General features: G+C 71.6%; 19 protein-coding genes, 2 pseudogenes and 1 riboswitch. Of the genes and pseudogenes, 9 read left to right on the plus strand and 12 right to left on the minus strand.

Annotated elements, in window-relative coordinates:
- Nucleotides 1-103: 103 nt before the first annotated feature.
- Both nagA and ACFPZJ_RS21045 read right to left on the minus strand, forming a co-directional pair.
- Entirely contained in the window at nucleotides 104-1,276 is a 1,173-nt protein-coding gene (gene nagA, locus ACFPZJ_RS21040) for an N-acetylglucosamine-6-phosphate deacetylase (protein WP_381023809.1), read from the minus strand.
- A complete protein-coding gene (locus ACFPZJ_RS21045; RefSeq protein ID WP_381023812.1) occupies nucleotides 1,276-2,217 on the minus strand; it encodes an ROK family protein in 942 nt (313 codons plus the stop codon). The genes nagA and ACFPZJ_RS21045 overlap by 1 nt, the downstream gene beginning before the upstream one ends.
- Before the next feature lie 131 nt (nucleotides 2,218-2,348).
- Here ACFPZJ_RS21045 and ACFPZJ_RS21050 point away from each other — a divergent pair, with 131 nt between their 5' ends.
- Nucleotides 2,349-3,596, plus strand: a complete 1,248-nt coding sequence (locus ACFPZJ_RS21050; RefSeq protein WP_381023814.1) for an ABC transporter substrate-binding protein — start codon at nucleotides 2,349-2,351, stop codon at nucleotides 3,594-3,596.
- A 35-nt stretch (nucleotides 3,597-3,631) separates the two neighbouring features.
- Nucleotides 3,632-3,865: a DUF3263 domain-containing protein gene (locus ACFPZJ_RS21055; RefSeq protein ID WP_381023816.1), complete on the plus strand. Its 234-nt coding sequence runs from the start codon at nucleotides 3,632-3,634 to the stop codon at nucleotides 3,863-3,865.
- Nucleotides 3,866-3,918: 53 nt separating this feature from the next.
- Here ACFPZJ_RS21055 and otsB read toward each other — a convergent pair whose 3' ends face one another.
- The 3 genes from otsB to ACFPZJ_RS21070 form a co-directional block, all read right to left on the minus strand.
- Nucleotides 3,919-4,782: a trehalose-phosphatase gene (otsB, locus tag ACFPZJ_RS21060; RefSeq protein WP_381023817.1), complete on the minus strand. Its 864-nt coding sequence runs from the start codon at nucleotides 4,780-4,782 to the stop codon at nucleotides 3,919-3,921.
- Between the two features lie 75 nt (nucleotides 4,783-4,857).
- Nucleotides 4,858-6,246 carry an alpha,alpha-trehalose-phosphate synthase (UDP-forming) gene (locus ACFPZJ_RS21065; RefSeq protein ID WP_381023819.1) on the minus strand — a complete coding sequence of 463 codons (1,389 nt, stop codon included), beginning with the start codon at nucleotides 6,244-6,246 and terminating at the stop codon, nucleotides 4,858-4,860.
- A 72-nt stretch (nucleotides 6,247-6,318) separates the two neighbouring features.
- Nucleotides 6,319-7,290 carry a glucosyl-3-phosphoglycerate synthase gene (locus ACFPZJ_RS21070; protein ID WP_381023822.1) on the minus strand — a complete coding sequence of 324 codons (972 nt, stop codon included), beginning with the start codon at nucleotides 7,288-7,290 and terminating at the stop codon, nucleotides 6,319-6,321.
- A 132-nt stretch (nucleotides 7,291-7,422) separates the two neighbouring features.
- Nucleotides 7,423-7,580, plus strand: a riboswitch (SAM riboswitch).
- A gap of 18 nt (nucleotides 7,581-7,598) precedes the next feature.
- On the opposite strand from ACFPZJ_RS21070, the gene thrC reads away from it, so the two are divergent.
- From thrC to groL, 4 genes are all read left to right on the plus strand, one after another.
- Complete coding sequence (gene thrC, locus ACFPZJ_RS21075; RefSeq protein WP_381023824.1) at nucleotides 7,599-8,879, plus strand: threonine synthase; 1,281 nt, start codon at nucleotides 7,599-7,601, stop codon at nucleotides 8,877-8,879.
- Entirely contained in the window at nucleotides 8,876-9,151 is a 276-nt protein-coding gene (locus tag ACFPZJ_RS21080; RefSeq protein WP_381023827.1) for a MoaD/ThiS family protein, read from the plus strand. The genes thrC and ACFPZJ_RS21080 overlap by 4 nt, the downstream gene beginning before the upstream one ends.
- 461 nt (nucleotides 9,152-9,612) lie before the next feature.
- On the plus strand, nucleotides 9,613-9,816 hold the full coding sequence (locus ACFPZJ_RS21085; RefSeq protein ID WP_004986573.1) for a cold-shock protein: 204 nt from the start codon (nucleotides 9,613-9,615) through the stop codon (nucleotides 9,814-9,816).
- A gap of 824 nt (nucleotides 9,817-10,640) precedes the next feature.
- Nucleotides 10,641-12,263 (plus strand): chaperonin GroEL, encoded by a 1,623-nt coding sequence (gene groL / locus ACFPZJ_RS21090; RefSeq protein WP_381023830.1) that lies wholly within the window; start codon nucleotides 10,641-10,643, stop codon nucleotides 12,261-12,263.
- A gap of 135 nt (nucleotides 12,264-12,398) precedes the next feature.
- On the opposite strand, the pseudogene ACFPZJ_RS21095 reads toward groL, so the two are convergent.
- Nucleotides 12,399-12,611: pseudogene (locus ACFPZJ_RS21095) on the minus strand (oxidoreductase); the annotation flags it as partial.
- Between ACFPZJ_RS21095 and ACFPZJ_RS21100 the strand changes: the two are divergent.
- The gene (locus ACFPZJ_RS21100; protein ID WP_381023832.1) at nucleotides 12,538-12,690 is read left to right on the plus strand and encodes a hypothetical protein; all 153 of its coding nucleotides are present in this window, start codon (nucleotides 12,538-12,540) and stop codon (nucleotides 12,688-12,690) included. The pseudogene ACFPZJ_RS21095 and the gene ACFPZJ_RS21100 overlap by 74 nt on opposite strands.
- 224 nt (nucleotides 12,691-12,914) lie before the next feature.
- Nucleotides 12,915-14,459 (plus strand): carboxylesterase/lipase family protein, encoded by a 1,545-nt coding sequence (locus tag ACFPZJ_RS21105; RefSeq protein WP_381023835.1) that lies wholly within the window; start codon nucleotides 12,915-12,917, stop codon nucleotides 14,457-14,459.
- A 3-nt stretch (nucleotides 14,460-14,462) separates the two neighbouring features.
- On the opposite strand, the gene ACFPZJ_RS21110 is transcribed toward ACFPZJ_RS21105, so the two are convergent.
- The 3 genes and pseudogenes from ACFPZJ_RS21110 to ACFPZJ_RS21120 form a co-directional block, all read right to left on the minus strand.
- On the minus strand, nucleotides 14,463-15,035 hold the full coding sequence (locus ACFPZJ_RS21110; protein WP_381023838.1) for a hypothetical protein: 573 nt from the start codon (nucleotides 15,033-15,035) through the stop codon (nucleotides 14,463-14,465).
- 15 nt (nucleotides 15,036-15,050) lie between these two features.
- Nucleotides 15,051-15,341 (minus strand): hypothetical protein, encoded by a 291-nt coding sequence (locus tag ACFPZJ_RS21115; protein ID WP_381024678.1) that lies wholly within the window; start codon nucleotides 15,339-15,341, stop codon nucleotides 15,051-15,053.
- Nucleotides 15,333-15,530 (minus strand): annotated as a pseudogene (locus tag ACFPZJ_RS21120) (transcriptional regulator); the annotation flags it as partial. The gene ACFPZJ_RS21115 and the pseudogene ACFPZJ_RS21120, both read right to left, overlap by 9 nt.
- A 3-nt stretch (nucleotides 15,531-15,533) precedes the next feature.
- On the opposite strand from ACFPZJ_RS21120, the gene ACFPZJ_RS21125 reads away from it, so the two are divergent.
- Nucleotides 15,534-15,758, plus strand: coding sequence for a hypothetical protein (locus ACFPZJ_RS21125; protein ID WP_381023841.1), 225 nt, complete (start codon nucleotides 15,534-15,536; stop codon nucleotides 15,756-15,758).
- Between the two features lie 91 nt (nucleotides 15,759-15,849).
- Here ACFPZJ_RS21125 and ACFPZJ_RS21130 read toward each other — a convergent pair whose 3' ends face one another.
- The 3 genes from ACFPZJ_RS21130 to ACFPZJ_RS21140 all read right to left on the minus strand — a co-directional run bounded on the left by ACFPZJ_RS21130 (nucleotide 15,850) and on the right by ACFPZJ_RS21140 (nucleotide 18,274).
- Nucleotides 15,850-16,221 carry a restriction system modified-DNA reader domain-containing protein gene (locus tag ACFPZJ_RS21130; protein ID WP_381023844.1) on the minus strand — a complete coding sequence of 124 codons (372 nt, stop codon included), beginning with the start codon at nucleotides 16,219-16,221 and terminating at the stop codon, nucleotides 15,850-15,852.
- A gap of 135 nt (nucleotides 16,222-16,356) precedes the next feature.
- Nucleotides 16,357-17,292, minus strand: coding sequence for an N-acetylmuramic acid 6-phosphate etherase (gene murQ, locus ACFPZJ_RS21135; protein ID WP_381023845.1), 936 nt, complete (start codon nucleotides 17,290-17,292; stop codon nucleotides 16,357-16,359).
- Between the two features lie 37 nt (nucleotides 17,293-17,329).
- A complete protein-coding gene (locus tag ACFPZJ_RS21140; protein ID WP_381023848.1) occupies nucleotides 17,330-18,274 on the minus strand; it encodes a MurR/RpiR family transcriptional regulator in 945 nt (314 codons plus the stop codon).
- Between the last annotated feature and the right edge of the window lie 42 nt (nucleotides 18,275-18,316).

Here is an 18,316-nt window from a genome sequence, read left to right on the forward strand (position 1 = left end):
CGATTGATGCGCTTGCCATACGTTCCGGAAGGCCGATCATGCCAAAGAGACGGCGGCCGGCCCAGTCCTGGCGTCGGCCACCGTCTCCTGACTGGGGGACGGACTAGGCCAGTTGGGGATCGACCACCCATTCACCCCGGCGCATCACGCCTGTGACCTCGAAGTTGTGGTTCAGGACCACCAGGTCGGCGAACTTCCCCGGCTCCAGTGAGCCGATCGTGTCGGTCATGCCCAGCAGGCGGGCCGGGTTGGCGGACAGGGCCGCGACCGCGTCCTCGACCGTGAGGCCGTCGACCGTGACGGCCCGCTGGAAGGCGCGGTCCAGGGTGAGGGTGGAGCCCGCGATCGAACCGCCCTCGACCAGACGGGCGACCCCGTCGGCGACCTCGACCTCCAGCGGGCCGAGCATGTAGCGGCCGTCGCCGAAACCGGCCGCGTCCATCGCGTCGGTGATGAAGGCGACCCGGTCCGCGCCCGCGTGGTGGAACGCCAGCTGGAGGGCCGCCGGGTGCAGATGGGTGCCGTCGTTGATCAGCTCGACCGTGACCCGCTCGTCCTCCAGGAGGGCGGCGATCGGGCCGGGGGAGCGGTGGCCGAGCGGCGGCATCGCGTTGAACAGGTGCGTGGCGACGGTCGCGCCGGCGTCGATCGCCGCCACGGTCTGCTCGTAGGTGGCGTCCGTGTGCCCGATCGCCGCGATCACGCCGTGCTCCGCGAGCAGCCGTACGGAGTCCACGCCGCCCGGCAGTTCGGTGGCCAGCGTCATCATCGTGGCCCGGCCGCGGGCCGCGTCGATCAGTTTGCGGACCTCCGCCGGGTCCGGGTCGCGCAGCAGCTCCTCGGAGTGCGCGCCCTTGCGGCACGGTGAGATGAACGGCCCCTCGAAGTGGATGCCGGCGATGTCGCCCTGCTCGGCCAGCTCGCTCAGCAGGCCCGCGCGGTGGGCGAGGAAGTCCATGTCGCCGGTGACGGTGGAGGCGACCAGGGTGGTGGTGCCGTGCAGCCGATGGGTGTGGATGCCGTGCAGCACGTCCTCGACGGTCCCGGAGGTGAAAGAGGCTCCGCCGCCGCCGTGGTTGTGCAGGTCGATGAAGCCGGGGACCAGCCAGTGGCCGCTCACGTCGACGACAGGGGCGTGGTCCGGGGGGGCTGTGCGGGCGATGCGGGCGCCCTCGACGACCACCCGGCCGTTGTCGACGGTTCCGGTGGGCAGGACCACGCGGGCGCCGGACAGGACCAGGGGTGTTCCGTCCGTCGCGGGCAGGGCGTCGGGCATCAGGGGGTTACCTCCGTACGGTCGGTGGTGTCCAGGAGATCCCAGGCCAGCAGGCCCGCGCCCAGGCATCCCGCCGTGTCGCCCAGCGCCGCCGGGACGATGGAGGGCAGCTTCTGGAAGGTGACACGCCGCCGGACGGCGTGCCGCAGTGGCGTGAACAAGGTTTCCCCCGCTTCGGCGAGCCCGCCACCGATGATCAGGGTGCTCGGGTCCAGCAGGGTGAGCGCGGTGACCAGTCCGTCGGCGAGGGCGTCCACGGCCGTCTGCCACACGGCCCGGGCCCGGGGGTCGCCGGACTCGACGGCCTTCGCGCAGTCGGCGGCGTCCGCGTGGGCGTCGCCGCAGGCCGAAACCCATGCCTCGCTCACCGCCGCCGCGGACGCGAACCGCTCCAGACAGCCGCGCTGCCCGCACGGGCAGGGCGTCCCGCCGGGCCGTACGACGATGTGGCCGATCTCGCCCGCGAAGCCGTGCGCGCCCGCCTCCACCCGGCCGTCGACGCCGATGGCGCCCGCGATGCCGGTGCCCAGCGCGACGAACAGGTACCGGTCGGCGCCCCGGCCCGCGCCGAGGCGGCCCTCGGCGAGCCCGCCGGTGCGCACGTCGTGCCCCAGGGCGACCGGCACGCCGAGCCGCCGCGCCAGCAGGTCGCGCAGGGGGACGTCGCGCCAGCCGAGGTTGGCCGCGTAGGCGGCGACGCCGCCGGCCTCGTCGACGATGCCGGGGACGGCGACGCCGGCGGCGGACGCGGGTTCCCCGAAGTGTTCCATGCCGTACGCCCGCAGTTCGCCGGCGAAGTCGAGGATGCCCGCGACGACGGCCTCCGGTCCGCGCTCGCGGCCGGTGGCCCGGCGCGCCTGGTGCAGCAGGCCGCCGTCCGCCCCTGCCAGGGCGGCCTTCATCCCGGTGCCGCCCACGTCCAGGGCGATGACATGTCTCACGGGAACAGTGTGGCCCGGGGACCCGTGAGAGGTCTAGTCCACTCACGTGGTGTAGACCTAAAGTCTGATGAATCGAAAACTTTCGCACAGCGAGATATGGGGCAACGGTGCAACGTCGGCGTAGGACAGGAATGATCGCGGTGGTGTCCGCCCTGGGCATGACGGCGGTCCTGAGCGGCTGCGGCCTCACCGGCGCCTCGGGCGACGTGACCTTGAAGCTGGTCGCCGCCGACTACGGCAACAGCGCGGCCAACAGCTCCGAGAAGTACTGGGGCGCACTCGTCAAGGAGTACGAGGCCGACCATCCCGGAGTGAAGATCGACGTCAGCGTCTACTCCTGGAACGACGTCGACCGCGAGGTCAAGAAGATGGTCGACGCCGGGAACCCGCCGGACCTGGCCCAGATCGGCGCGTACGCCGACTACGCGGCCAAGGACCTGCTGTACAAGGCCGGCGACGTGCTCTCCATCCCCGTCCAGGCCGACTTCGTCTCGCAGCTGTCCGCCGCGGGCGAGGTCAACGGGGTGCAGTACGGCATGCCGTTCGCCTCCTCCACCCGCCTGCTCTTCTACAACAAGAGCCTCTTCGCCGAGGCCGGCATCACCCCGCCGAGGACCTGGGCCGAGCTCGCCGCCGACGCCCAGGCGCTCAAGGCCGAGGGTGTGACGTACCCGTACGCCCTGCCCCTCGGCCCCGAGGAGGCGCAGGCGGAGACCCTGCAGTGGCTGCTCGGCGGCGGAGGCGGCTACACCGACGACGTCGGCACCTACGGCATCGACTCCCCGCAGAACGTCGAGACCTTCACCTGGCTGAAGAACGAGCTGGTCGGCAAGGGCCTGACCGGCCCGGTCGCGCCCGGCGAACTCAACCGGGCCGACGCCTTCGCGGCCTTCGCCGACGGTGAGGTCGGCATGCTCAATGGCCATCCCTCGCTGATGAAGATCGCCGCCAAGAAGGGCGTGAAGTTCGGCATGGTGCCGATGCCGGGGGCCGACGGGGAGAGCAAGCGGACCCTAGGTGTCGCCGACTGGATGCTGGCCTTCAAGAAGAACGGCCACCATGAGCAGATCGGTGACTTCCTCGACTTCGTCTACAGCGAGAAGAACGTCGTCGACTTCTCCCGCGAGTACGACCTGCTGCCCGTCACCACCTCCGCGTCCCGGGCCATGGCCGGCGCCGAGCAGGACCGTCACCTCAAGCCGTTCCTCCAGGAACTGGCCTCCTCCGAGCTGTACCCGGTCGGCAAGACCTCCTGGGCCGAGGTCAGCGCCCAGATCAAGGCGCGGATCGGCAAGGCGGTCGCGCCGGGCGGCAGCCCCTCGGCCGTCCTGACGCAGATCCAGGCGACGGCCACGCGGGCGGAGAGCGCCCACCAGTAGCCCGGCTGTCGGTGGCGGGGGCTACGGTTCCTGGCATGGACCAGGAGCAGCTCGGACGGCGCGAACAGGACATCCTCGCCCTCGAACGCCGTGGCTTTCCCGGCCCCGGCGCCAAGGAACGGGCGATACGGGAGGAGCTGGGGCTGGCGCCCGTGCGCTACTACCAGCTCCTCAACGCCCTGCTGGACGATCCCCGCGCCCTGGCCTTCGACCCGGTGACGGTCAACCGCCTGCGCCGGGTCCGGGAGGCCCGGCGCGCCGAACGCTGAGAGCCGCTCCTCAGCACCCTCGGACGCGGCGTCGGGGGATGCGGGGGCGGCTCTCAGCCGATCCGTTCCGCCAGCGACCGCAGCAGCCGGACGACGCCCTGCGGGCCGCCCACCACCAGGTCCGCCCGCTTCCGCAGCTCGGTCACCTCGTCGCTGCCGCTGCACACCAGCAGGCCGGGCGTTCCGTCGGAGCGGAGGGTGTCGACCGCGCCGAAGGCCGGCAGGTCGCCGAGGTCGTCACCGGCGTACAGGACGGATCCGGCGCCGATCTCGCGCGCGAAGTCCAGCAGGGCGACGCCCTTGTCCATGCCCGGCGGGCGCAGTTCGAGGACCATGCGGCCGGGCTCGACGATCAGGCCGTGTCGGTGGGCCAGCTCGGTCAGCGGGTCGCGCAGGGCCTCGAAGGCGGCCTGCGGGTCGGCGGCCCGGCGGGTGTGGACGGCCACCGCCCGGCCCTTCTCCTCGATCCAGGTGCCCTGCCAGGCGCCGATCTGGTCGAGGAACCCCGGCAGCTCGGCGCGGACGGCGGCGACGCCCGGGTGCGGGGGCGGGGCGGTGACGTCGCCGGTGGCGGCGTCCCAGCGTTCCGCGCCGTAGTGGCCGAGGACGACGAGGTGTTCCAGGCCGGGCACGCCGGCGAAGCCGCCGTGCCGCACGGCGACACCGGCCGGCCGTCCCGTGATCACCGCGACGGCGGCCACCTTCGGGGCGAGGGCGGCGAGCGCGGGCACCGCGTCGGGATGCGCCCGGGCCTGCTCGGGATCGGCGACGATCGGCGCGAGTGTGCCGTCGAAGTCGAGTCCGACCAACGCCTTGCCCGGCTGCGCCAGGAGGGCGTCGAGGCCGTCCCGACCACCGCGGGTGGCAGGCGTCGGCCAAGGGTGCTGCGGGTCCGTGGAGTCCGTGTGGCTGCCCATACGGCGACCCTATCCAGGGACCGCCGACCCACGCATGACCCACCACCACGGGTCGGCCGGCGCCGCCTGCGCGGGTCAGCTTCTCAGTGCCTCCAGTTGGTCCAGGAACCACTGCGCCGGAGGCAGTGCGGTCGCTGCCGCGGACAGTCGCTTGGAGCGTGCCGCCCGTTCCTCCGGTGCCATCGACAGCGCCTCGTGCAGCGCCTTCGCCGTGCCGACGACGTCGTACGGGTTGACGGTGATCGCGTCCTCGCCCAGCTCCTCGTGCGCCCCCGCCTCCCTCGACAGCACCAGCGCGCAGCCCGTGTCGGAGACGACCGGTACCTCCTTGGCGACCAGGTTCATGCCGTCCCGGATGGGGTTGACCAGGGCCACGTCGGCCAGCCGGTAGGCCGCCAGGGACCGGGCGAAGTCGTCCTTGACGTGCAGGACGACCGGGGTCCAGCCCGGCGACCCGTACCGCTCGTTGATCTCCTCCGCGACGCGCTGGACCTCGGCCGTGTAGTCGCGGTACACGGCGAGGTCCTGGCGGGAGGGATAGGCGAAGGCGACGTGCACGACCCGCTCGCGCCACTCGGGGTGGTCGTCGAGCAGCTGCCGGTAGGCCAGCAGGCCGCGCACGATGTTCTTCGACAGTTCCGTGCGGTCGACCCGGACGATCGTCCTGCGACCCTCGCCGATCTCCTGCCGCAGCGCCCCGATCCGTTCCTCGACGTCCGGCTCGTGGGAGCGGGCGCGCAGGAAGTCGGCGTCCGCGCCCAGCCCGTGCACCCCGACGCGCGTGTCGCCCGGCCCGCCGGCGAACTGCTCGCAGCACGCGGTGAACGCGTCCGCCCAGCGCCGGGTGAGGAAGCCCAGCCGGTCCGCGCCCAGCATGCCGCGCAACACCTGGCCGGCGACGTCCTCCGGGAGCATCCGGAAGTACTCCGGCGGCGCCCACGGTGTGTGCGAGAAGTGCCCGATGCGCAGGTCCGGGCGCAGTGCGCGCAGCATGCCCGGCACCAGCGTCAGGTGGTAGTCCTGCACCAGCACGGCCGCACCCTCGGCCGCCTCCTCGGCCAGCGCCTCGGCGAACGCCCGGTTGTACGTCTCGTACGACGCCCACTGCCGCCGGAACTCCGCGTCGAAGACCGGCTCCAGGGGCGTCTGGTAGAGCATGTGGTGCACGAACCACAGGACCGAGTTGGAGATGCCGTTGTAGGCGTCGGCGTGCACGTCGGCCGGGATGTCCAGCATCCGCACGCCGTCCTCGCCGACCCTGCGCCGGACCGCCTCGCGGTCGCCGTCGGACAGCGCCGAGCACACCCACAGCGCGCCCGCGTCCGGCCCGATCGCCGACAGCCCGGAGACCAGCCCGCCGCCGCCCCGTTTGGCGTGCAGCGAGCCGTCGTCGCCGACCGAGTAGGAGACCGGGCCACGGTTGGAGGCCACCAGTACCTGCGCAGCACCGTACGTTGAAGCCATACGCCTCAACCTAGCCCGGCCCGGAAACGCTCAAACGTACGATCCCGCCGTATACGGCCGGACGCGTGCACCTCACGCCACCTTGCGTTTCTGGTACTCGGCGATCTCCACCATCGGCGGCCGCTCCTCGGTGTCCACCGAGTACGTGCGCGGTTCGAAGCCGTCCTCGCCCCGCTCGAACTGGGTGAGCGCCGGCCGGATCAGATGGCCGCGGGCCAGCCGCAGCTGGGCCGTGCGGTAGATCGCGGCGGACATCCGGCCGAGCGCCTGGCCGTCCTGGTGCCGGTGCTTGCGCACCCCGACGTCGACCTGGGCGAGGGCGTCCAGGCCCACCAGGTGCAGGGCGTCGACCAGCATGCCGAGCTCCACGCCGTACCCGACCGGGAACGGCAGCTGTTCCAGCAGCGAGCGGCGGGCCGCGTACTCGCCGCCGAGCGGCTGCACGAAACCGGCCAGCTGCGGCCAGTGCATGTTGAGCAGCGGGCGGGCCATCAGCTCGGTGACCCGGCCGCCCTGCCCGGCCGCCGTCGTGCCGGAGGCGGGCCCGTCGGACACGGTGAGCGGACGGTCGTACATGGCTTTCACCAGGTGCACGTCCGGGTCGGTGAGCAGCGGGCCGACGATCCCGGAGACGAAGTCGGAGGAGAACTCCCTCAGGTCGGCGTCGACGAAGCAGACGATGTCCCCGCGGGTGGCCAGCAGGGAGCGCCACAGCACCTCCCCCTTGCCGGGCAGGGCCGGGAGACGCGGGAGTATCTCGTCCCGGTGCACCACCGTCGCGCCCGCGGCGGCGGCCACCTCCGACGTGCGGTCGGCCGACCCCGAGTCGACGACGACGATCTCGTCGACCAGGGGCACCTGCCGCATGAGGTCGTGGCGGACGACCGCGACGATGTCGCCGACGGTCTCCTCCTCGTTGAGCGCGGGCAGGACGACGGAGACCGACTGGCCCGTGCGGTGCTTGGCGGCCAGGATGCGGTGGAGGGGGCGATCGGTCACGGACCAGGAGCGGGTGCTCAGCCAGCGCTCGACTTCTTCCAGCACGGTCTGCGGGCTCCTCACTGTTGTCTCGCGGTTCGGACGACTATCTCAACTGTCCTGGCCTTCGGTTACAGTCTTGACCAACGCGGGTGACCATCGCATGTCCGGGGTCGCCCGCCGCTGACAACCGCATACAGCTCATCCAGAGGGGCAGAGGGACACGGCCCGATGAAGCCCCGGCAACCCTCCAGCCGGTTCTCGTAGGTCACTGGCGACCGCTTCGCGCGAGGCTCCCGGCTAGGGAAGGTGCCAAATCCGTCTCACGGCGAGATGCGTCGTGAGGAAGATGAGGAGAAAGGGCCTCGCCTCACATGGCTGTGCAGACTGCTGCAAGCACCACCCATTCCGTCGACCTCGGTCCCGCGGCCGCGCTGAGCTGCCGCGAGTGCGGTCACCGGGTACCCCTGGGACCGGTCTTCGCATGCGAGGAGTGTTTCGGCCCGCTGGAGATCGCCTACGACTTCTCCGCCTACGACGCCGAGGAGCTCCGCAAGCGGATCGAGGCGGGCCCCGCGAACATCTGGCGTTACGCGCCGCTGCTGCCCGTCCCCGCGGACGTGGCCGGCAAGCCGAACCTGAACCCGGGCTGGACCAAGCTGGTCCAGGCCGACAACCTGGCGCGCGAGCTCGGCGTGACCGGCGGACTGTATGTGAAGGACGACTCCGGCAACCCGACGCACTCCTTCAAGGACCGCGTCGTCGCCCAGGCCCTGGAGGCCGCCCGCGCCTTCGGCTTCACCACGCTCTCCTGCTCCTCCACCGGCAACCTGGCCGGCGCCGTCGGCGCGGCCGCCGCCCGGGCCGGTTTCCGCTCCTGCGTGTTCATCCCGCACGACCTGGAGCAGGGCAAGGTCGTCATGGCCGCCGTCTACGGCGGTGAGCTCGTCGGCATCGACGGCAACTACGACGACGTGAACCGCTTCTGTTCCGAGCTGATCGGCGACCCGGCGGGCGAGGGCTGGGGCTTCGTCAACGTCAACCTGCGGCCGTACTACGCGGAGGGCTCCAAGACCCTGGCGTACGAGATCTGCGAGCAGCTCGGCTGGCGGCTGCCGGACCAGATCGTCGTCCCGATCGCCTCCGGTTCGCAGCTCACCAAGATCGACAAGGGTCTGCAGGAGCTGATCAAGCTGGGGCTGGTCGAGGACAGGCCGTACAAGATCTTCGGTGCTCAGGCCGAGGGCTGCTCGCCGGTGTCGACGGCCTTCAAGGCCGGGCACGACGTCGTACGTCCCCAGAAGCCGAACACGATCGCCAAGTCCCTCGCCATCGGCAACCCGGCCGACGGCCCCTACGTCCTGGACATCGCGCGCCGCACGGGCGGTGCCGTGGAGGACGTCACGGACGAGCAGGTGGTCGACGCGATCAAGCTGCTGGCCCGCACCGAGGGCATCTTCGCCGAGACGGCGGGTGGCGTGACGGTGGGCGTCACGCGCAAGCTGATCGACAACGGCGCACTGGACCCGTCCAAGACCACCGTCGTGCTGAACACCGGCGACGGCCTCAAGACCCTCGACGCGGTGGCCGGCACCGGTCTGACCGCCACCATCCGCCCGACCCTGGACTCCTTCCGAGAGGCTGGCCTCGCATGAGCGTGACCGTCCGCATCCCCACCATCCTGCGCACCTACACCGGCGGCCAGGCCGAGGTTCCGGCCGAGGGCGCGACCCTCGCCGAGGTCATCGCCGACCTGGAGAAGAACCACACCGGCATCGCCGCCCGCGTCCTGGACGACCAGGGCAAGCTGCGCCGGTTCGTCAACGTGTACGTCAACGACGACGACGTGCGGTTCGAGCAGGGCCTGCAGACGCCGACCCCCGAGGGCGCCGGCGTGTCCATCATTCCGGCGGTCGCCGGCGGCTGAATCGGGTCGGCCGCCCCGATTCCGGGTGTGGTCGTTACCATCGGTAACGAAGGTCACCGAGAGTTCATCGAATTGCCCCCTCCGTAAGAGAAGCGGAAGGGGCAATTCAGTGTGATTGAGCGCGGTACAGTTGGGGAACGCGATGTCGATCCGCTGATCGCGCACCCTGAATTCCTGCCGCGCACCCGTCGAGATGTAGCCAAAGTGTGGGTGTCATTCGCGCCTTTTGTGGCTTTCGCGTGGTCCGACTTGCCCTGAAGTGGGACGAATTGTCGCCACATTCCGGACCGGTCGCGTCCAGAATTCTCGTCCGATTGACCTGTTGCAGACGGCAGTTGGACAGATACATTCGGCCGCGGTCGACGCGTTCCGGCGCACGCCCCCAACCGTTGGGGGGTGAGGTCTGACCCGGATCCGCGAAGTGTGGATCTGTGCAAGGGCCAGTAATAGGGGAGTTAGGCATGGCTCAGGGCACCGTCAAGTGGTTCAACGCGGAGAAGGGGTACGGCTTCATCGCGGTCGACGGTGGTGCGGATGTTTTCGTCCACTACAGCGCGATCCAGATGGACGGCTACCGCACCCTGGAAGAGGGCCAGCGGGTCGAGTTCGAGATCTCGCAGGGCCAGAAGGGCCCGCAGGCCGACATGGTTCGCGTCACCGCCTGAACGCGCGACCAACGACCAACCGCAACCAAAGGGTCTTCTCCGAAGGGCCCGTACCTCCCGGGGTACGGGCCCTTCGGCTTGTCCCGGGGGCCGAGTTGAGGCGCGCGGGCGTCCTGACCCCCGGGTCGCCCGGCTCGCCGACCCGCCGGTGGTGCGGCCCAGGCGGCCTGCTGGTCTCTCCGGGGCCCACTGGCCTCCGTGCGCGGCGCACCGGGCTGTTCGGCGGGCCGCTCGCGCCCGTGTCCCTGCTCGTCGTGGTCCCGCCGCGACCGCGGGTGCGGCGCCTCCGGGGCCGTCCGGTGGCGCGGGCGCCGATGCGGCGGGGTGGTGGCCGCGACCGCGTTCGGCTCGTCGTGCTGAGCGTGTCGCGGGGCGCCGGGTTCCCGGTTTCGTCGCGGGTGCCAGGCGCCGGTTCCCGGCTTCGTGATCCGGCCGTCGTGCCGCCTTGCGGCTTGTCGGGGCGCTGACGCGCCTGAGGCGCCGCCGGCGCGTGGCGCGTCGGAGTGGTGGTGTCGCGCGCGTGCTCGCGGTCGCGTGCCTGGTCGGTGCCCCTTCGTAACACCGCCGCCGGGGTGTCGAGTGCTGCGACGGTCTGTTCGCCCGGGGCTGAGTAGGGGGACCGTAGGGCGGGAGCCGCTTGCACTCGACTAGGGCGAGTGCTAATCATTGGCGTTAGCACTCTGAAGGTGAGAGTGACAACTGGAAGGACCGGGTCGGTGAGGCCACGGGCCAGGTGGGGCAAGGAACCACCGGTCGGGGCCGTCCGTCGCGGGCGCGGGCGCGGTCCGAAGTAATCACCCCCAGTCCTGGAGGGACCACTTCACATGGCCAAGATCATCGCGTTCGACGAGGAGGCGCGGCGCGGCCTCGAGCGCGGCATGAACCAGCTCGCGGACGCCGTCAAGGTGACCCTCGGCCCCAAGGGCCGCAACGTCGTCCTCGAGAAGAAGTGGGGCGCCCCCACGATCACCAACGACGGTGTCTCCATCGCCAAGGAGATCGAGCTCGAGGACCCGTACGAGAAGATCGGCGCCGAGCTGGTCAAGGAAGTCGCCAAGAAGACGGACGACGTCGCCGGTGACGGTACGACCACCGCGACCGTTCTCGCCCAGGCCCTGGTCAAGGAGGGTCTGCGCAACGTAGCCGCCGGCGCCAACCCGATGGCCCTGAAGCGCGGTATCGAGAAGGCCGTCGAGGCCGTCTCCGCCGCCCTGCTGGAGCAGGCGAAGGACGTCGAGACCAAGGAGCAGATCGCCTCCACGGCCTCCATCTCCGCCGCCGACACCCAGATCGGTGAGCTCATCGCCGAGGCGATGGACAAGGTCGGCAAGGAAGGCGTCATCACCGTCGAGGAGTCCCAGACCTTCGGTCTGGAGCTGGAGCTCACCGAGGGTATGCGCTTCGACAAGGGCTACATCTCGGCGTACTTCGCCACCGACATGGAGCGTATGGAGGCCGTCCTCGACGACCCGTACATCCTGATCGCCAACCAGAAGATCTCCGCGGTCAAGGACCTGCTCCCGCTCCTGGAGAAGGTCATGCAGTCGGGCAAGCCGCTGCTGATCATCGCCGAGGACGTCGAGGGCGAGGCCCTGTCGACCCTGGTCGTCAACAAGATCCGCGGCACCTTCAAGTCCGTCGCCGTCAAGGCCCCGGGCTTCGGCGACCGCCGCAAGGCGATGCTGAACGACATCGCCATCCTCACCGGCGGTGAGGTCATCTCCGAGGAGGTCGGCCTCAAGCTGGAGAACACCTCCCTGGACCTCCTGGGCCGCGCCCGCAAGGTCGTCATCACCAAGGACGAGACCACGATCGTCGACGGTGCCGGTTCCGCCGAGCAGGTCGCGGGCCGCGTGAACCAGATCCGCGCCGAGATCGAGCAGTCCGACTCCGACTACGACCGCGAAAAGCTCCAGGAGCGCCTGGCCAAGCTCGCGGGCGGCGTCGCGGTCATCAAGGCCGGTGCCGCCACCGAGGTGGAGCTCAAGGAGCGCAAGCACCGCATCGAGGACGCCGTCCGCAACGCCAAGGCGGCCGTCGAGGAGGGCATCGTCGCCGGTGGTGGCGTGGCCCTGCTCCAGGCCTCCCAGGTCTTCGAGAAGCTGGAGCTCGAGGGTGACGAGGCGACCGGCGCCAACGCCGTGCGCATCGCGCTCGAGGCCCCGCTGAAGCAGATCGCCGTCAACGCCGGCCTCGAGGGCGGCGTCGTGGTGGAGAAGGTGCGCAACCTGACCCCGGGCCACGGCCTGAACGCCGCGACCGGCGAGTACGTCGACCTGGTCAAGGAAGGCATCATCGACCCGGCGAAGGTGACCCGTTCCGCGCTGCAGAACGCCGCCTCCATCGCCGCGCTCTTCCTCACCACCGAGGCCGTCATCGCCGACAAGCCGGAGAAGGCCGCTGCCCCGGCCGGCGGCGGCATGCCGGGCGGTGACATGGACTTCTGATCCTCCGAAGATTCTTCGAGGATCGGACACGTCCCTTTCCGTGCCGAGGGCGGCACTCCCTGGAAGCAGGGGGTGCCGCCCTCGGGCGTGTGCGGGATCACAGGGCGGCGCGCCCGCCGGGCGGAATGCCCTCCCGCGCCGGACCGGTTGACCGTGAGACGCGATCATTGCGCGTGCACCTACCGACCGGTCCACCCGGCGGTTGGTGCCCGCCCACAGGAGCTGGTCGAGGAGGTAGCCGTGGGCGCCGTGGATCTCCACGCCGTCGAAGCCGATGCGCTCGGCGGCGGCCGCGGCCTCGGCGAACGCGCAGGCGTCCTGCTTCCACTGCGAGTGGCGGAAGATCACCGGGAACTCGGGCGAGACGGTCTCGCGTACGGCGGCTCTCCAGCCGGTCGAGCAGCCCTCGAACTCCGGCAGTCAGTAGCGGCGCGTCGACGCGTGGAAGGCGTCCACACCGGCCGCCGCCAGCGGGGCGAGGATCGCCTCCAGCTCCTCGGGCGACTCGGCGAGGCGCGTCCGGGGGGCCTTTGCCGGCACGGTCGGCCGGGCCTCCACTTGATTGCCTCAGTCAATTATCGTGGGCGGTCGCATGTCACGAACGACACGGCGCGTCCACGCACGTCCACCTCCCGCAGCGAGGAGCCCGCGATGACGACACCCGCCCCCCGCCCGTCGAAGGCCGGCGACGCCGCCGAGCCCGTCGTCCACACCGCCGCCGGAGCGGTGCGCGGGCGGTGGGAGGACGGGCTCGCGGTGTTCCGCGGCATCCCCTTCGCCGAACCGCCGGTGGGCGAGGCGAGGTTCGCGGCGCCCCGGCCGGCCCGCGGCTGGGACGGCACACGGGACGCCTCCGCCTTCGGGCCGCCGCCCCCGCAGGACCTGGGCATAGCGGGCCGCCCCGGTGTCCTCGACACCCCGGAGGGCGACGACTGGCTGACCGTCAACGTCTGGACACCGGACCCGGACCCGGTGGCCCGCCGCCCCGTGATGGTGTGGATCTACGGCGGCGCCTACAAGCTCGGCCACTCCGGCAGCCCCGGCTACGACGCCCGCCTGATCGCCCGCGACGGCGACCTGGTCGTCGTCACGCTCAACTACCGCGTCGGCATGGAGGGTTTCGCCCGGATCGACGGTGCGCCCGCCAACCGGGGCCTGCTCGACCAGGTCGCCGCGCTGGAGTGGGTACGGGACAACATCACGGTGTTCGGCGGCGACCCGGACCAGGTCACGGTGTTCGGCGAGTCGGCGGGCGCCGGTTCGGTCGCCTCGCTGCTGGCCATGCCGAGCGCGGCCGGACTGTTCCGGCGGGCGATCGCCCAGAGCGTGCCGGGGACCTTCTTCTCCGACGAACTGGCCCGGGACATCGCGACGGCCCTCGCCGCGGAGGCGGGCCTGCGCCCGACGGCCGCCGACCTGTCCACCGTGGACCCGCGCCGGCTGACCTCCGCCGGTGAGGCGCTGAGCGCGAAGATGCTCCAGTACGTGGACCGCTGGGGTCAGGTGGCCCCCACGGTGACCCCGTTCTCTCCTGTCGTCGACGGTGAGATCCTGCCGACGACTCCCTGGCAGGCACTGGCGTCCGGCGCGGCCGGGGACGTCGACCTCGTCGTCGGCCACAACCGCGACGAGTTCCGCCTCTTCGTCGCCCTTTCCGGCCGCCTCGGTCAGATCAGCGACGAGCAGGCCACCTCGGCGCTGCGCCTGTTCGCACCGACCGGGGAACGGGCGTACCGCGCCGCTTACCCGCGGGCCACGCCGGGCGAACTGTTCGAACGCGTGCAGACGGACTGGCTGTTCGCCATGCCCTCGCTGCGTCTGGCCGAGGCGCGGCTCGCGGGCGGCGGACGCGCGTACGTCTACGAACTGACCTGGCCGGCCCCCGTCAACGGCGGCGCCTTCGGCGCCTGCCACGGCCTGGACATCCCCCTGTTGTTCGGCACGTACCAGGCCGACCTGGGTGCCCTGCTGTTCGCCGGGGTGGAGCCGTCGCCGGAGGCGGAGGCGCTGTCGTCCCGGTTCCGGGCGTCCTGGACGGCGTTCGCCAGGAGCGGCGACCCGGGCTGGCCGGCGTACGACACTGAGCGGCGGCTGACGCAGGTGCTGGACGCGCAGCCGGAGGTCAGGCCCTACCCGCAGGAGGCGTCGCGCCGCCTGTGGGAGGGGTACGCGTTCGCGCCTCTGCCGCTTCTGTAGGCGCTACAGGTTGCCCATCGGCTCGATGTCGACCCGCACCGGGTGCCCCCACACGCGCAGCACCTCGTAGTCGGTGAACTCGTGCACCACCCGGTACGCCATGGCCGGCCGGGGCCCGCGCAGCTGGGCGGCGACGTACAGCTCGGCCTCGCGGCGGTCCCGGCGCGGGGTGCCGCACAGCTGCCACGCCTGGCCGTTCCAGGCTTCCGGGAGCCAGCGCTGCTGGGGCTGGGGGCGGTCGCCGCGCACTCCGTAGCGGGACTGGACGGGCTCGGTGGGCCGGGGCTGTGGGGAGCCGCCGCCTGCGTACTCGGCGCGGCGGGCGGCCCTGCGGCGCGTCTCGCACAGCAGGCACAGGTCGGGGGCGGAGGCGTCGACGGGCCCGTTCGGATGCTCCGGGCACCGCGTGCTCGGCGCGGCCGTCGTGACGCTCTCCTCCAGCAGGTCCAGGGCTCGCCGCAGATCGGCCCGCACCTCGTGCAGTTTGGCGTCCGGGGTGTCGGCGGTGAGGGCTTCGCCGTGCTCGCCGAGGAGGCGCAGGGCACGGCCCAGGGCGGTGAGCTGGGCGTGGTTCATGGGGTCAATTGTGGGTCAGTCGGCGTGGTCCTTGAGCTTCTCGGTGTTCAGGGCGATGGCCAGGGGGAGGGCAGTTCGACGGGGGCGCCAGGAATACGAGGAGACCTGCTGGTAGCGGCCGTCCTTCGGCGCGCTGAAGACCCGGACTCTCGGCGACCAGCGGGGCGAGGGCGGCGCAGTCGGCCTGGGAGAGGGACAGGACGGGCGCCGTACGGCCGAGGGCAGCCAGGAGGACGTGGGCGCGGGACCGGTGGGGGGGCGGAGCTTCTCGGCGCTCGGGTACGTCCCCGCGCGTGAAATCAGCATGGAGGCGTACTCCCTGATCGCTGTCGTCTGCGCCTCCGCCTCTGCGGCCTCCGCGAAATGCTCCCGGTATCTCGACTTCGCCGCCGCCCCACAGTTCCTCGCGAAGAACTTCCCCGTCCCCAGCACCTCGTCCAACAGCCGCGCGCAATCCGGCTGCATCCGCCGCGTTCCCGCCTCCAGCTGGCCGACATCGTGGAGTCGCTGCGGGACCCTCTCAAGGGGGTCGGTGTCGTGCTGCCGTCGCTCGGCGTCGACCCGGTGACCGGGGCGAGCGACGAGCCGTTCGCCCTGGTCGAGCTGGGGCGGTGCAACGTACGGACGGCGGAGCACCTGGCCGAGGTGCTGCGCTCCCTGCCCGTGGGCGAGACGCTGCGGGCCAGGGTGCGGCAGGTCAACCGGGAGGTCGGACGAGGGTGAATGAGGGGTGATCGTCAGCTGTACAACCCTTCGCCCCACCGTCGCGGAAGCCTGTCCATGATGAGGGCGAGTGCAGCCGGCTCCCCGCGGATCAGGGGCGCAGTGAGCCGATGATCACGCCGTCCTTCTCGCGCCGCCAGGCCGTCCAGCCGTTGGCCTGCGAGCCGCCGGTCGCGGCCACGGCCGCACCGGACGGTGACCGGTAGGCCTTGCCCTCGAACCGGATCCATCCATTGGGGAGAACGGTCGCCGTGTGCCGCACTCCGAGCTTGGGGCGCGACCAGTACAGGGTCTCGCCGGCCTTCAGGGCGTTCGCCTGGATCAACGGGGCGAGGTCGCCGGGCTGCGTCTCCGTCGACTGCTCCTCACGGGCGATCGGCCGGATGTCGATGTGCACGTCGTTGCCGACGGTCCGGGTCTGGACCTCCGCGTCGGGCAGCGACACGTGAATGTGGACAGCCATGGGGAGTCACTCTCAATCTCTCGGGACTGGCAAATCTGAGACTAGCGGCCACGGGGGACACCGTCAACGCGCTCTGGCGTTCCGGCACAGGCCAAGTGCCGGAACGCCAGAGCGCGTTGGAGGAGGAGGGGCGGCTCAGCCCGTCGCCGCCGCCAGTGCCGCCCGCAGGTGGCCGTCGGACTCCTGCAGGAGGCGGGCGGCCGTGGGGCCGTCCACCTCGGCGAGGATGGTGAGGATCGCGTTCTTGACCTCGCCGTCCGTGGCCGCCAGGGCCCGTTCGATCTCGTCCTCGCCGGCGCCTGTGGCCAGGGCGACGATCCGGCGGGAGCGGGCGCGCAGCTTGTCGTTGGAGGCCCGGACGTCGACCATCAGGTTCCCGTACGTCTTGCCCAGCCGGATCATCGTGATCGTCGAGAGCATGTTGAGGACGAGTTTCTGGGCCGTGCCGGCCTTCAGGCGGGTGGAGCCGGTGAGCAGTTCCGGGCCGACGACGGTCTCGATGCCGTGGTCGGCGGCGGCCGCCAGCGCGCTGCCGGAGTTGCAGGCCAGGCCGATGGTCAGGGCCCCGCGCGCCCGGGCGTGCTCCACCGCGCCGATCGCGTAGGGGGTGCGGCCGGAGGCGGAGATGCCGACGACCGTGTCGTCGGGCCCCACCCGCAGCGCGTCGAGGTCCGCCCCGGCCAGCTCCCCGGAGTCCTCCGCGCCCTCGACGGAGGTGACCAGGGCCTGCGGGCCGCCCGCGATGAGACCCACGACCTGCGCGGGGTCGGTGTTGAACGTCGGCGGGCACTCGGAGGCGTCCAGGACGCCGAGCCGGCCCGCGGTGCCCGCGCCCGCGTAGACCAGCCGCCCGCCGCGCGCCATCCGCGCGGCCAGGGCGTCGATGGCGGCGGCGATCTCCGGCAGCCGCCGCGCGACCGCGCCGGCCACGGTCGCGTCCTCGTCGTTCATGAGCCGGGCGATGTCGAGGGTGGGCAGGCGGTCGATGCCGGCCAATTCGGGGCGGAACGCCTCGGTGGTGAGGGACTCCAGTTGCACGCGGAGGTCTCGGGGGTCGGACGGGGAAATCATGGACGGCTCTTTCCGGTGGTTCCGAGGAGGTGCGGTGTTACCGGGAGGCACTGCGGTGCCGATGGGCCAACGCCTCGTACGACGCCGACAGCGCCGGCGCCTCCGTCTCGTAGGTCCGCTGCGCCACTCCCACGAACAGGCAGTCCACGACCAGGAGTTGACTCGTCCGGGAGGACATGGCGGCCGGCCGCAGCTCGCTCTCCCTCGCCGTGGACGTGGTCAGCACGTGGTCGGCGTACTGGGTGACCGCGCTGCCGGGCCGCCCGGTGATCGCCACGGTCGTCGCCCCGCGCTCGAAGGCGACGCGCAGCGGCTCGATCACGTCGCCCGTCGACCCGGAGTGCGTGATGGCAAGGGCCACGTCGCCCGCGCGCAGTTGCACGGCGTTGGTGACGGCGAGGTGCGGGTCGCCGGGCGCGTGGGCTATCAGCCCTATCCGCAGCAGTTTCTGCGTGAGGTCCTGGGCGACCAGGCCGGAGGCGCCGATGCCGTACACGTCGGTGCGACGGGCGGTGGCCAGCGCCGCGACCGCCGCGCCGAGCTGGGCGGTGTCGAGTCCCGCGGCGGTGTCGGCGAGGGTCTGCTGCTCGTCGTAGGCCAGCTTCGCCACTACGTCCGCGATCGGGTCGTCCACCGCGATGTCCGTTGTGATCGCGGGCGCCCGGCCCGACTGCTGCTGGGCGGCCAGGCCGGCGAGCGCGAGGCGCAGGTCGCGGTAGCCCGGATAGCCGAGCAGGCGGGCGGTGCGTACGACGGTCGCCTCGCTGGTGCCGGTGCGTTCGGCGAGGCCGGTGACCGTGAGGGCCGCGCAGCCGGCCGGATCGCTCGCGACGGCCTCGGCGACCCGCTGCATGGAACGGGTCATCGACGGGGCCAGCGTGCGTACTTTGGCCGCGAGGGCGGCGGGCGCGGGAGGCGTCAGGCCTGTGCGGGAGGAGCCGCCGCGCTCGCTTGCGAAACTTTCCTTCACATGCTCGGTCACATGTGAAAGATATTTTCGGCTCGGCGTGGTGGTCAAGCGTGC

This window comes from Streptomyces bullii, from assembly GCF_042657145.1.
Lineage (GTDB): Bacteria > Actinomycetota > Actinomycetes > Streptomycetales > Streptomycetaceae > Streptomyces > Streptomyces bullii.

Excerpts from the sequence above, each read along its gene's own strand:
- ACFPZJ_RS21105 (WP_381023835.1), top strand. The coding sequence starts at position 12,915 with ATGACGACACCCGCCCCCCGCCCGTCGAAGGCCGGCGACGCCGCCGAG.
- murQ (WP_381023845.1), bottom strand. The coding sequence starts at position 17,292 with ATGATTTCCCCGTCCGACCCCCGAGACCTCCGCGTGCAACTGGAGTCC.
- nagA (WP_381023809.1), bottom strand. The coding sequence starts at position 1,276 with ATGCCCGACGCCCTGCCCGCGACGGACGGAACACCCCTGGTCCTGTCC.
- ACFPZJ_RS21055 (WP_381023816.1), top strand. The coding sequence starts at position 3,632 with ATGGACCAGGAGCAGCTCGGACGGCGCGAACAGGACATCCTCGCCCTC.
- ACFPZJ_RS21115 (WP_381024678.1), bottom strand. The coding sequence starts at position 15,341 with ATGCTGATTTCACGCGCGGGGACGTACCCGAGCGCCGAGAAGCTCCGC.
- ACFPZJ_RS21085 (WP_004986573.1), top strand. The coding sequence starts at position 9,613 with ATGGCTCAGGGCACCGTCAAGTGGTTCAACGCGGAGAAGGGGTACGGC.
- thrC (WP_381023824.1), top strand. The coding sequence starts at position 7,599 with ATGGCTGTGCAGACTGCTGCAAGCACCACCCATTCCGTCGACCTCGGT.
- ACFPZJ_RS21100 (WP_381023832.1), top strand. The coding sequence starts at position 12,538 with ATGCGCTCGGCGGCGGCCGCGGCCTCGGCGAACGCGCAGGCGTCCTGC.
- ACFPZJ_RS21065 (WP_381023819.1), bottom strand. The coding sequence starts at position 6,246 with ATGGCTTCAACGTACGGTGCTGCGCAGGTACTGGTGGCCTCCAACCGT.
- groL (WP_381023830.1), top strand. The coding sequence starts at position 10,641 with ATGGCCAAGATCATCGCGTTCGACGAGGAGGCGCGGCGCGGCCTCGAG.
- ACFPZJ_RS21080 (WP_381023827.1), top strand. The coding sequence starts at position 8,876 with ATGAGCGTGACCGTCCGCATCCCCACCATCCTGCGCACCTACACCGGC.
- ACFPZJ_RS21130 (WP_381023844.1), bottom strand. The coding sequence starts at position 16,221 with ATGGCTGTCCACATTCACGTGTCGCTGCCCGACGCGGAGGTCCAGACC.
- ACFPZJ_RS21050 (WP_381023814.1), top strand. The coding sequence starts at position 2,349 with ATGATCGCGGTGGTGTCCGCCCTGGGCATGACGGCGGTCCTGAGCGGC.
- ACFPZJ_RS21110 (WP_381023838.1), bottom strand. The coding sequence starts at position 15,035 with ATGAACCACGCCCAGCTCACCGCCCTGGGCCGTGCCCTGCGCCTCCTC.
- otsB (WP_381023817.1), bottom strand. The coding sequence starts at position 4,782 with ATGGGCAGCCACACGGACTCCACGGACCCGCAGCACCCTTGGCCGACG.